This window comes from Chroococcidiopsis sp. CCNUC1, assembly GCF_023546805.1.
GTDB classification, from domain to species: domain Bacteria; phylum Cyanobacteriota; class Cyanobacteriia; order Cyanobacteriales; family Chroococcidiopsidaceae; genus Chroococcidiopsis; species Chroococcidiopsis thermalis.
Genome location: NZ_CP097480.1, coordinates 2,456,546 through 2,468,656 on the forward strand (window position 1 = coordinate 2,456,546; position 12,111 = coordinate 2,468,656).

Annotated in this window: 13 protein-coding genes, 1 tRNA gene and 1 pseudogene; 9 read left to right on the forward strand and 6 right to left on the reverse strand. The window is 44.6% G+C overall.

The features are described 5' to 3' along the window. Positions 1-39 precede the first annotated feature (39 nt). Both M5J74_RS11430 and M5J74_RS11435 read left to right on the forward strand, forming a co-directional pair. Positions 40-1,024, forward strand: a pseudogene (locus tag M5J74_RS11430) (IS4 family transposase); the annotation flags it as partial. Positions 1,025-1,255: 231 nt separating this feature from the next. Then, on the forward strand, positions 1,256-1,630 hold the full coding sequence (locus M5J74_RS11435; protein ID WP_015154233.1) for a hypothetical protein: 375 nt from the start codon (positions 1,256-1,258) through the stop codon (positions 1,628-1,630). Here the strand turns inward: M5J74_RS11435 and M5J74_RS11440 are convergent. From M5J74_RS11440 to M5J74_RS11460, 5 genes are all read right to left on the reverse strand, one after another. After that, complete coding sequence (locus M5J74_RS11440; RefSeq protein WP_146139680.1) at positions 1,619-1,870, reverse strand: hypothetical protein; 252 nt, start codon at positions 1,868-1,870, stop codon at positions 1,619-1,621. The genes M5J74_RS11435 and M5J74_RS11440 overlap by 12 nt on opposite strands. Next, a complete protein-coding gene (xerC, locus tag M5J74_RS11445) occupies positions 1,843-2,370 on the reverse strand; it encodes a tyrosine recombinase XerC (RefSeq protein ID WP_250016695.1) in 528 nt (175 codons plus the stop codon). The genes M5J74_RS11440 and xerC overlap by 28 nt, the downstream gene beginning before the upstream one ends. Positions 2,371-2,437: 67 nt before the next feature. Continuing rightward, a complete protein-coding gene (locus M5J74_RS11450) occupies positions 2,438-2,782 on the reverse strand; it encodes a hypothetical protein (RefSeq protein ID WP_250016696.1) in 345 nt (114 codons plus the stop codon). A 119-nt stretch (positions 2,783-2,901) separates the two neighbouring features. After that, positions 2,902-2,974 (reverse strand) — tRNA-Phe (locus M5J74_RS11455). Positions 2,975-3,054: 80 nt separating this feature from the next. Then, positions 3,055-3,912, reverse strand: coding sequence for a metal ABC transporter permease (locus tag M5J74_RS11460; RefSeq protein WP_106546224.1), 858 nt, complete (start codon positions 3,910-3,912; stop codon positions 3,055-3,057). A 123-nt stretch (positions 3,913-4,035) separates the two neighbouring features. On the opposite strand from M5J74_RS11460, the gene M5J74_RS11465 reads away from it, so the two are divergent. Continuing rightward, positions 4,036-4,446: a helix-turn-helix transcriptional regulator gene (locus tag M5J74_RS11465; protein WP_015154235.1), complete on the forward strand. Its 411-nt coding sequence runs from the start codon at positions 4,036-4,038 to the stop codon at positions 4,444-4,446. Here the strand turns inward: M5J74_RS11465 and M5J74_RS11470 are convergent. Then, positions 4,443-5,663 (reverse strand): CdaR family transcriptional regulator, encoded by a 1,221-nt coding sequence (locus M5J74_RS11470; RefSeq protein ID WP_106170942.1) that lies wholly within the window; start codon positions 5,661-5,663, stop codon positions 4,443-4,445. The two genes, M5J74_RS11465 and M5J74_RS11470, sit on opposite strands and share 4 nt — an antisense overlap. A gap of 257 nt (positions 5,664-5,920) precedes the next feature. Here M5J74_RS11470 and M5J74_RS11475 point away from each other — a divergent pair, with 257 nt between their 5' ends. The 6 genes from M5J74_RS11475 to M5J74_RS11500 all read left to right on the forward strand — a co-directional run bounded on the left by M5J74_RS11475 (position 5,921) and on the right by M5J74_RS11500 (position 12,104). Then, positions 5,921-7,024, forward strand: a complete 1,104-nt coding sequence (locus M5J74_RS11475; protein WP_106215983.1) for a glycosyltransferase — start codon at positions 5,921-5,923, stop codon at positions 7,022-7,024. Positions 7,025-7,350: 326 nt separating this feature from the next. Continuing rightward, positions 7,351-8,379 carry a glycosyltransferase family 9 protein gene (locus M5J74_RS11480; protein WP_250016697.1) on the forward strand — a complete coding sequence of 343 codons (1,029 nt, stop codon included), beginning with the start codon at positions 7,351-7,353 and terminating at the stop codon, positions 8,377-8,379. A 28-nt stretch (positions 8,380-8,407) separates the two neighbouring features. Further along, a complete protein-coding gene (locus M5J74_RS11485) occupies positions 8,408-8,866 on the forward strand; it encodes a hypothetical protein (RefSeq protein ID WP_015154239.1) in 459 nt (152 codons plus the stop codon). A 113-nt stretch (positions 8,867-8,979) separates the two neighbouring features. Then, the gene (locus tag M5J74_RS11490; RefSeq protein WP_015154240.1) at positions 8,980-9,936 is read left to right on the forward strand and encodes a glycosyltransferase; all 957 of its coding nucleotides are present in this window, start codon (positions 8,980-8,982) and stop codon (positions 9,934-9,936) included. Continuing rightward, on the forward strand, positions 9,933-10,151 hold the full coding sequence (locus M5J74_RS11495) for a cell surface glycoprotein (RefSeq protein ID WP_250016698.1): 219 nt from the start codon (positions 9,933-9,935) through the stop codon (positions 10,149-10,151). The genes M5J74_RS11490 and M5J74_RS11495 overlap by 4 nt, the downstream gene beginning before the upstream one ends. A gap of 138 nt (positions 10,152-10,289) precedes the next feature. Further along, a complete protein-coding gene (locus M5J74_RS11500) occupies positions 10,290-12,104 on the forward strand; it encodes a glycosyltransferase (protein ID WP_250016700.1) in 1,815 nt (604 codons plus the stop codon). Positions 12,105-12,111: the final 7 nt, after the last annotated feature.

The window sequence follows — 12,111 nt, forward strand, 5'->3', positions numbered from 1 at the left end:
CGGAGCAAGCGCGACCATGCCAAAAAGCAGCATCGCCCAATGGTAGAAGATGAAGCCATTGCCTCGCAACTAGAAGCTTTATTGACACCAGCTATAACCTCCCAAGAAAACTACTACAGTCAGCTGGGGTTAAGAGACAGAATTCTCAACCTACCGTTAATGGTAGCGGCGGTATTAACCTTGCTATGGCGAGATGTGGCGGGAGTTACGGAACTGACAAGAATGTTGGCAAGGGAGGGGTTTCTATGGTGCAGTCCCAAAGCTGTCAGTCAACAAGCAATAGCGAGAGCGGTTTTTATCATTTCCAGCCCAGATATTTGAGAAAGTTTTTAAGGATTTGCTACCAAATTTAACAACAAGTTGGCAAGCTAGAAGCCAGCGAAAAATACCTGAAAGTGTTCAATTTACTATGTCAAAGTTTGAAACAATTTGGATAGTAGATTGTTCGGTTTTAGAAGCATGGTTTTGCAAGCTGAATAGTCTTAAAGATGTTCCGCAAGGACAATTAGCCAGAAAAATGGTGACTGTAATAGATTTAAGCACTCGATTACCTGTAGAGATTTGGTTTCAGGAAAATTCTAAAGCTTCTGAGATCAAATTTGAGTTAGATATCTTAAACTTAGTCACAGCCAAAACTTTACTTTTGCTGGACAGAGGATTTTATCACTTTAATTTTTGGCTTTTGTTAATCGAATAAAAAGTTGATTTTATTACTCGGTTAAAGAAAGGAGCATCAATTAAGCCCTTGCAAACATTTACGCACAGCTATGCGCTACGAGATCGTTTAGTCCGTCTAGGTTCAGGTACGAAAAAAACTCCATTTATTACCTTACGTCTAATTGAAGTTCGTTCGGGAAAGACTTGGCATTTTTATTTAATCAGTGTACTCGATCCAACTATTTTACCACCGTATGTTGTGGCTGATTTATATCAAAAGCGTTGGCGAATTGAAGAGGCTTTTAATACAGGAAAAAGGCTCTTAAGTTTAAGTTACTTGTGGACTGGTTCTGTTAACGGTATTCAATAAAATTACCTAAATTAACGGCGGTCGCAAAGCTTGCTACGACAATAACCAATAAAAATAATTTAGATTCAGGCGTAGTCGAGTAGTAGCAGGACACGAGAATATTACTCTAGATAACAAACATTACTCTTAGCCAAAATAAACTCTGTCCTGTCAGCTATAATCACGGCTGCAAAATTCAAAAGGATCGGTGGGTGCTGGTAGGCACGCTAATAATTTTTCACTAAACAGATGGAAGCTGTAGAAGATATCCAACGTGCAATATTGGCTGCAATCAGAGAGCAGACACAGGCAATTCAGTCTTCAGAGAAGACGATTCAGGAAGCGCAGCGCACTCAGCAGCAATTAATAGATGTTTACAGGCGAACGCTAACAGATCGATGGGTAGGATCTGATGATGTTGCCTGTGAATTCGGCATGGCAATATCTGCTCGCTCGATTACCAATCGCATCCAAGACGGTAGACTGGAGCAGGGAATTCACTGGATTAACACTAGTGACGGCGATCGCCCTACTTATTTAATCTGCGTCCGCACGGTAATGGAATACTTCAAAAAACCCCCTCAGAAGCGCCGTCCGCCTAAAAGAAATCGCTTACAAAATTGACGGCACTTGATATTTTTCAATTACCCCTGCATAATGCTCCAGAATTATTCTGGCGCTATTGCCAACCCAGCGAGCAATTTGGGGTATAGGGATATTTTTCTCAATACAGTGAGTAATGAAGGTATGGCGAGTCTGGTACTGATAGCGATAACGAATTCCTTGTTTGAGCAGCACGGACTTCCAAGCACGATTGAGAAAATTGTGGGCATCAATTAGCTTACCCCTAGGGGAGACAAACACAGGGGAATCTGGAATCGGTTTTCCGATCGCAGGGAAAGCAGCCACTCTCTCAGTTTTTCATCACTAGGAAACTTCCGCTTTCGCGTCTTTGGACTTTTTCGATGACCTTCAACCACTGCTTCCTCAAACAAAATAGTAGACAAGTCGCTACTGACGTGCTTCCACTGCAAACCAATAGCTTCAGAAGTACGGCATCCAGTCATGAAGAGAAATTTAACAAATGGCGTGTAGTGCTTGAAATATCTGTCAGTCTTGAATCCCCGCACAATAGCTCCTATCTCTGCTCGGTCAAAGGGATCGATCTCATCCGCCTCAGATTTGGCTACCTTGATTTTGCTTGCCATCCCCTCAAAGGGATTTGACTCTAGTATTGCCCGTTCGACAGCCCATTTACAGCAAGCATTCAGTTGTGCCAGTACCCGTCTAGAAGTGTTTGCGGTTTTAGTAGCAAGCAGGCGATCGCGAAGTGCGATTGCATTCTCTAGATCTAGCTCAGCCAAAGCTACTAAATGATTTCGTACCTTTTTAAAATCTTTATTGAGGGTAGTGATACTGACAGAACTCGCTCTATGCTCCACATACTTGCCCCATAGGTTCAACAATTGAGCTGTAAACGATTGCTCTTGGGATCTTTTCGCGTGTAGGTATGGCTCCTTTGGAAAATTCCCGCTTTGCCAATAAAGAGCCAACTAGCTTAGCCTCGTTCTCAGCATAGGTAAAACCAGCAGGATTGCAGTAAACTCCCAGATAAATTTCTTGGCGAAACGGTTTATCTTTTGTTGAGTTAGGTCGCGGTGGGAGAGTTCCGCGCAAGCACAAGCGATCGCCTCGCTGCTGGACGCTAACCCCTAGCTTCCCAGCCTTAAGCCGAGCGTTAATCTGGCGAATTCTCTCCTCGATATCTAGCGCCAAAATTCACCCCAAAATTCACACCGATTTTACCCGTTAATTCTGCTATTTTTTGCAGTTTTTTACAAGTCAGGGTGTGCGGGATTAACGGCTAGAAACCGCTCTATGAGCTAGATTAGCGATGCCAGGAACCAGAATTGAACTGGTGACACGAGGATTTTCAGTCCTCTGCTCTACCAACTGAGCTATCCCGGCGAAGTTGGTGCGTCAATTTTTGGCGCTTTATTAAGGTAGCAAACTTATCAGACCTTGGCAAGGGTTAGGCGCGAAATTTCTTATGCTGTTTTCCAAATGAGCTTCACCCAACTGAAAATGAATGTAAATAGCAAGAATTGGACGAGAACGATACTAGGACCAGAAGCAAAGTTGAGTAGACCCGATAACATAATGCCGACAATGCTACTAACAACCCCAAGCATCACGGAAATGACTAAAAAACGGGTAAAATGATGACTCACAAGCTTGGCAGTAGCGGCGGGAATGACCAAAAAAGCATTCACCAATAACACGCCTACAGCCTTAATTGCTACGGCTACAGCTAGTGAAAGCAAGACAACAAAAGCGTAGCGATAGAGGCGCACGGGGATACCCTGCACCTGTGCCACTGTAGGGTTAAGAGTCAAGAGAATCTGCTGACGCAGCGTAGGTAGTAAGAAAATAATGCTGCCAATTAACACCAAAGAGGTCAAGATCAGATCCGTAGTATCGATCGCCAGAATATCTCCGAATAGGACTCCCATCAAATTGCCGCGATATCCTTGGATCAGGCTGCTGAGGATGACACCTATTGCTAATGCACCCGATAGTACTACACTCAATACGCTATCACTCGACAAATTTGTTTGGTCAATTAAATAGAGGACAACTAAGCCGAATGCAAGGGTAAATGGGAGTAGCATCCAGGTAGGATTTAACTGAAGCAAAACCCCTAAAGCAACGCCTACCAAAGCTGCATGACCTACAGCATGACTGAAAAAAGATAACTGTCGTAGGGTGACGAAGCTACCCAGGAAACCGCCAAGGATACCCATTAATATCGCTCCTGCGATCGCCCTTTGCATGAAGGGAAACTGAAGCAGTTCGAGTAGGTTATTAACTCCAGCAATAGCAAGCCAGCTAAACTCTAAAATCATTGAACCAACTTATTCTTAAACAGAGCATATCCTAGACCGCCCTATAGTTGGGCTACATAGTTGGGCTATACTTAGGGTGTCTGAAGATTTAATCCAGCAAACACAGTCTTTTATTATCACCCAATGTCAGTTTACTCTGCTTCCGATCGGGCTAAACCAAACTCTACCTCAGAGGCGGATCGTCTTCAGTGCCATCCACCACATCCTGTAGACGTGGATGGAGTTAATCATCTACAAAGCTGCGTCCTGAAAACCGAGAAAGCGCAGCGGATGGCTGAATTTTTTAGCCTCTTAGGAGATGCCAATCGGTTACGAATTCTTTCATTATTGGCACAAAAAGAACTCTGTGTCTGCGATTTAGCCGCCACTCTAGACATGACTGAATCGGCTGTCTCCCATCAGTTGCGGACATTACGTGCTATGCGGTTGGTGAGTTATCGCAAGCAGGGACGCAATGTTTTTTACAACCTCCAAGATAGTCACGTTCTTAATCTCTATCAATCTGTTGCCGAACACTTGGACGAGGAAATCTAGTATTGAAGCTTACGTAATAGCAACGCTAACCGAATTTGTACTGCATCATCAAAGCGCCGTGGGTCGAGACCGATTAACGAAGCTATTTTATCAAGACGATAATTCAGAGTATTGCGGTGAATCAAAAGCTGCTTGGCTGTAGCTGAAGGGCTACAATCACGGGCAAAAAACGCCTCTACGGTTGTTAATAATTCCAATTCGCAATCGAGCGGACTGAGTAAATGCGTGGCTAATTCAATCTTGGTTTGTTCGTCAGCTACGCCAATAAATGCAGCAATTCCCAGACGATCTAAACAATAGACGCGATCGCAACCGTTAAAGCGATGACCGAGTGAGAGTGCCATCCTCGCATCTTGATACGATCGCGCTAAACCAAGAATACCTGGATGATAGCGACCGATACCAATACTAATTGCTGCTCCTGTATCGCTGCGCAAGCGCATTAGCAAAGCGTCACCCGCACGTTTAAGTGCAGCTAGATTCGTCCATAACGCATTCAATGAATCTGTATGATTTCCTCGTTCTGCCCAACTGCCAAGATTTTTGGTATTGCTAGCTTTTAAAACTACCAATTCGCCGTTACCTAAATCGGCACAGATCGTATCATCTGGTAAGTGAAAAAAGTTGACTATGCTGCCGATCGCATATTGCGTGCGGCGGCGTTGTCGCACCGTAGCTTTTTCTAAATTCTTGCCGTCTGATTCACCTGCTGAAGATTTTAATACGTATTGAGCAGCATCGATCAAAATTACCGCTCGCGGAGGTGATAAATCTAGCCCTAATAGCTTTGCCTGCCTTAAAATTTCTGTTTCATCGATAATTTGACCGTGTAACAGATGATTGACGAACTGATTCTTCAGCGCTTGTTGGTTAGGTCGATGGTTCAGTACAGTGGCTTGATTGATTATCAATTCAACTAGAACTTTTGCTAGACGCGGTGAAATTGTTTCACCATTAAATGGTTCTCCAATTGCGACTTCACCTACTTCTGATTTGAGGTGTAGCGGAACTCGTAAATAGTTCGTTTCTTGTTGCTCCTGAAAATGAAAAACTTTGCCAATTCGCTCGCATTTACTACTGGCAACGATAATATTATTACAATTTACTACAAATACTTGAGTTGACAAAAGTTCTGTTATTTTACTTGTTACTAATCGAGCAACTTGTGTAAACTGCGTAGTATGGGTAAAAGATATATGCGTTGAATTACGTTGCATTGAGTTTCAACTTTATTTCTTATACATGTAAATCGTCAGAATCAAGAATTAAAATTATGCGTCTTATCGCTCAAGAATAGCCATTGCTACTCCGGCTTACTTCTGCCTAAAGATATAATTCTTTGTATGTTTGTTTGGTAGTTTTATTTACTAAAACTTTTTTAAGTTTTAACGATAACAGAGTACACAATTGATGCATTATTAGTATTTCAATAATCAATTGAATCAAAAAATATTGAATCACTGACAAATAACAAATGCAAGTAGTCATTTATACAGATTCCGGCGGAATTGGTGGTGCAGAGATTAGTTTAAGCCACTTGGTTGCTAGCGTTTCAGATCGAATTGAAGTAACAGTCATAGGTACATCTGAGCTTGTCGTGGAAGCGATCGCCCGACAACGCCCTCAAACCGCGAAGATAGTCTTACCTAAGACACCAATTCATTCGCTGTTGGCTCATCTCACAGCTTTATTACAACTACGTCCTGACGTAGTACATGTTAATCTCTGTACGCCTTGGGCGGGAGCAATGGGTTTAGCTGCTGCTTTAATCTTACCTGGGGCGCGAGTCGTGCGAGTCGATCAACTACCACTACGGACAACGGACTTACTGACTTGGTGGCGGACGCGAGTACTTTCGTTACGAGTTGACGCTCATGTTGCTGTTGGTGAAGCGAGTGCGCGGTTAATGGAAGATTTTTATGCCCTCGGTCGTAATTCGGTGGTTTCCGTTCCTAATTGCGTTCCCGATTTGGCTGAGGAACTTCAACTCTTGACTGTTCGCCCTGAAGGAAAAGTAACAATCGGTAGCGTCGGGCGGCTGGATGCAATGAAAGGACATGACATATTGTTACGAGCGATCGCATCTGTTGATGGAGTGCAACTAGTCATTCTGGGTGAAGGAGACGAACGGGCAAATTTAGAGCAATTAGCGATGGAACTGGGAATAAGCGATCGCGTTAATTTACTCGGCTGGGTAGAAAATCCGCGTGCATACCTACCACAATTCGATATTGTCGCTCAACCATCGCGATCGGAAGGTTTTCCCCTAGCAATTGTAGAGGCGATGCTGGCTGCACGTCCTGTGGTTGCCACTCGCGTCGGTAGCGTGGCTGAAGCAGTTATCGATGGGGAAACAGGATTTCTAGTCAATAGAAATGATGTTGTAGGGCTAGCATCAGCACTAAAACAGTTAAGAGATGATCCGCAATTGCGCTGGCGTTTTGGTCAAAGAGGGCGAGAAATTGCCAAAGCTAATTTTACAGTTAAGCAGATGAGCGATCGCTACGAACTACTGTGGCGCGAATTATTAGCCCGACCTCAAGTACCTAGATTATTTGTTCCTCGTCCTAAAGATTAATAGGTCATTTGTCATTGGTCATTTGTCATTTGTGAGGGGTATAGGGCTGGCATGGCTCGCTTTAGAAAAGCATGGTCTAGGATTGCTATTTTCAAAGATTGCTACAATTATCTAAGTATGAAAAAATACTTCATCCTTTGCGGAAGATCGACACTTTTACGCAAGGTTAAATCTACCTATAGAAAGAAGAAAAAAGATTATTTTTCTCAATTGTGCAATTGCACAATTTTTAGCTGAATAAATCAGTAATTATTTGGACAAATGCCCAATGAAAAAATCTAGACTGCTTGCCTAAGATAGTTGGACAAAAGTAGGCGAGTCAGTCTATGAGTTACAGCCATCGACTCCCAAAAGTATCGCAAGTGGCGATCGCCCGTTGCTTACCAGGACTAGGCGATCTACTATGCATTGTTCCGGCGTTGAGGGCTTTACGTGCTGCGTTACCTGAAGCACGTATGACACTGATTGGTTTACCTAACGCTCAAAGCTTTGTGAAGCGATTCAACTGCTATATAGATGCTTGGTTGGAGTTTCCAGGTTATCCAGGGATTCCTGAAGGATGGCGATCGCCCCAACATACTCAGGCATTTTTAACTCAGGTGCAAGCGCAAGCCTTCGATCTAGTCATTCAAATGCACGGTAGCGGTATTGTGAGTAATTCGTTCGTAGTATTACTAGGAGCGAAATTGAATGCAGGCTTTTTCTTGCCAGGATATTACTGTCCCGATCCAGAGTGGTTTTTACCCTATCCAGATCGAGAAGCAGAAGTAAGACGGCATCTACGTTTGATGGCATTTTTAGACATTCCCTTACAGGGCGAACAACTAGAATTTCCGCTTTGGGAATCTGACTGGTGGGAATTACAACAAATATCTGCGGTGCATGACTTACAATCTCAGCATTATATTTGCATTCATCCAGGTGCAAGTATAAGCGATCGCCGTTGGTCGCCACGTCAATTTGCCCTTGTCGCCGATGCATTAGCTCAACAAGGGTATGCGATCGTTCTCACTGGAACCGTAGCAGAAACAGGTTTAACTGAAGCGGTTGCCGAGGCAATGAATACCCCTGCAATTAACCTAGCAGGACGCACTAGTTTAGGTGCATTAGGGGCATTACTCAAACAAGCTGCACTTTTGGTATGCAACGATACTGGAGTCTCGCATTTAGCCTCTGCTTTACAAGTTAAGAGCGTAGTCATATTTTCTAACTCCGATCCCGATCGCTGGAGACCTCTAGATCGCGATCGCCATCGAATTGTTTTTGCTAGCAATGAAGGTGCGATCGCCTCTGTCTTAACTCAAGCAAAAGACCTCTTACAACAGGAGGCAAGTAAGTCAAAAGTTAAAAGTTAAAAGTCAAAAATATGTAACGGCTTATTGTATGCAAATTAATTGGCAACAGATGCGACGTTTGCTCGTTATTTTTGTCGGAGATCTAGAAACAGAAGTCACTTTTTTACAAAGTGAATTACTGAAAATACGAGAAACATCAACGGATGCAGAGATTACTTTATTACTCCCTAGAAGTCAAGAGACAGAAAAGGACAAAGGGACAAGGAAGACAAGGGAGCTTTTCTCCCCCAACTTCCCCGACTCCCGACTCCCGATCCCCGACTCCCGCTTGGTCGATCGCATCATCACCCATACAACGACTTGGCAAGATCCAGCTAAAGAAAAAGAATTAGTCGAAAATCTAAGTCAATTTGACTTTGAAGCAGCAATTATCTTAACCAAAAAAAATGAATCTCCTTATGCCTTTGCTTATTTAGCCTATTTAGCTGAAATCCCGATTCGCATGGGGCGATCGCGAGAATTTGGCGGTTCCGTTATCAGTGGCTAGTGACTAGAAAGATTCCAGCCACTAACCACCAGCCACCAGCCACTCATTAACTACCAATTACCAATCTCCAAACAATTAATTTTGACTTTTAACTTTTAACTTTTGACTTTTTTATGCGAATTCTCACTTGGCACGTTCACGGTAGCTACTTGTACTACCTAACTCAAGCAAATCATGAGTTTTATTTACCCGTGAAACCTGGCAAACCAGAAGGCTACGGCGGACGTTTACCTGGTTTTATTTGGGGGGACAACGTGCGAGATATTCCAGCTGAAGAAGTACGAAATCTTGAATTTGACTGCATTTTATTTCAGTCGCGCAAAAACTATTTACAAGACCAATACGAAATTCTATCCGAATCGCAGCAACGACTACCTTGCATTTATTTAGAACACGACCCCCCTCAAGAACATCCGACGAATACTAAACATATAGTTGACGATCGCGACGTGCTATTAGTTCACGTCACCCATTTCAATCAATTGATGTGGGATAACGGGCGATCGCCGACTCGCGTTATCGATCATGGCGTAGTTATTCCTACCAACGTGCAATATACAGGAGAAATCGCCAAGGGATTAGTAGTTGCCAACGGTTTAGGCAAACGAGGACGGCGTTTAGGTGCAGATATTTTCGAGCGCGTGCGTCAGTCCGTACCGTTAGATTTAGTTGGAATGGACGCAGAGTCTCTAGGTGGACTAGGAGAAGTTCCCCACGCCCAACTAGCTCAATTTACTGCAAAATACCGTTTTTTCTTTCACCCAGTTCGCTATACCAGTTTGGGGTTAGCAGTATGCGAAGCGATGATGGTAGGGCTACCCATTGTTGGTTTGGCAACCACAGAATTAGCCACAGTGGTAGAAAACGGAATTTCCGGTTACATCGACACCGATCTCGATCGCTTAATTGAGCAAATGCGATCGTTGATTGCTAATCCCGATTTAGCTCATTGCCTCAGCGCAGGGGCGAGACAACAAGCTCAAAAACGCTTCAACATCCAACGATTCACCCGCGACTGGGACGAAGCCTTTTTCTCGGTCGTCCAACGTTCCTTGTCAGCCGCCGCTTGAAAAGACAAGGGGGACAAGGGGGACAAGGGGGACAAGGGGGACAAGGGGGACAAGGGGGAACTCGCTCTTCCCCGCGACCGAAGGGAGTGGGGATTAGGGGGCGAAGGGGACAAGGGGGACAAGGGGGACAAGGGGGACAAGGGGGACAAGGGGGACAAGGGAGCAGAGGAGAATTAACACGCACCACTCTCTTACCAATGACAAATGACAAATGACAAATAACAAATGACAAATGACAAATAACAAATGACAAATAACAAATAACAAATGACAAAACACATTGCCCTAATTAGCGAACATGCCACCCCGTTAGGAATTTTTGGGGGGTTGATAGTGGTGGTCAGAATGTTTATGTGGGTCAGGTAGCAAAACACTTGGCAGCAATTGGTTATAGCGTTGATGTATTCACGCGGCGCGATCGCCCCCAATTACCAGAGGTGGTGGAGTGGCATTGCGGAGTCAGAATTATTCACGTTAGCGCAGGTAAACCGGAGGTATTACCTAAAGAGGCATTACTACCGCATATGGAGGAATTTACTGCCAATGCGATCGCTTTTATGGATCGTCAGTGGCGCTACGACCTGATCCACGCCAATTTCTGGATGTCAGCCTTAGTTGCCGCAGAAATTAAGCGCCAACGAGGAATTCCCTTTGTGGTTACGTTTCATGCGTTGGGACGGGTACGGCGTTTGCATCAAGGCAATGCCGATCGATTTCCTGACGAACGCTTTGCAATTGAAGATCGGATCGTGCGGGAAGCCGACAAAATTATTGCCGAGTGTCCCCAAGATCGAGAAGATTTACTTTCCCTTTATCAAGCCGATCCTGAAAAGATTAAGGTGATTCCCTGCGGTTTCGATCGCTCGGAGTTCTGGCAGATCGATCGCTTCCAAGCACGATTGAGTTTAGGTATACCTCAACAGGAAAGGATCGTACTGCAACTCGGTCGCCTAGTTCCTCGTAAAGGTGTGGATAATGCGATCCGAGGGTTTGCGCGTTTGGTCGAGCAGCATGAAATTACAGCACGTTTGCTCATTGTGGGGGGCGAGTCCGTTCATCCCGATCCGCAAATTACGCCTGAGATCGGTCGCTTAAACGCGATCGCATCTACTTTGGGAATCGGCGATCGCGTCACGTTTATCGGTCATCGAGGGCGCGAGGTACTGAAATATTTTTACAGTGCGGCAGATGTCTTTGTGACGACTCCTTGGTACGAACCGTTCGGCATTACCCCTTTAGAAGCAATGGCTTGCGGTACGCCCGTCATCGGCTCGAATGTGGGAGGGATTAAATTTACAGTTAAAGATGGAGAGACGGGATATTTAATTGCACCCAACGAACCGGAAATACTAGGCGATCGCCTTGCGTTTCTGTTCCAAAACCACTCTTTGTTACACCTTTTAGGCAAACAGGCACTCCGCCACGTCGAACGGTGCTTCACCTGGCAAAAGGTTACTAGCGAGATTGCTGCGCTATACGAAACGATTTTAGCAGGTAGCAAATTGGTTGGTAATTCTATGCATGAATTGGCAGCGATCGCAAGTAGTTTTGATGCAGCAATTCAAGCTTTTCAAGCATCTAAAGCTACCTTGAGTGAAGGAATTCTCGCAGCAGCCAAGCAATTAAGCCACTGCTTTGCCCAAGGGGGAAAAGTCTTAATCTGCGGTAACGGTGGCAGTGCGGCTGAAGCGCAGCATCTGGCTGCCGAATTCGTCGGTCGTTTTCGCTGTCCCTATCGGGCAGGACTACCCGCGATCGCACTAACGGCTGATAGTGCAATTCTGACTGCATGGTCGAATGATGTGGGATATGACGACATTTTCGCCCGACAGGTGAAAACCTTTGCTCAACCTGGAGATATATTGCTCGGTATTAGTACCAGTGGGCGATCGCGTAATGTCATCAACGCTTTCCAAGCAGCACGCCAGCAAAATCTTAGTTGCATTGCCCTCCTTGGTGGTAACGGTGGCGAACTAGTAGGACTTGCAGATATTGTAATTCGCGTTCCTGCCAACGATCCGCAACGAATTCAAGAGGTTCAGTTGTTAGTAGTGCATTTATTGTGCGAATTGGTAGAGGAAAAACTATTAACCGTTCCACAACTATCTGGGAGCAAGGAGCCGGGAGCCGGGAGCAGTTATCAGTTATCAGTTATCAGTTATCAGTGACCAATTA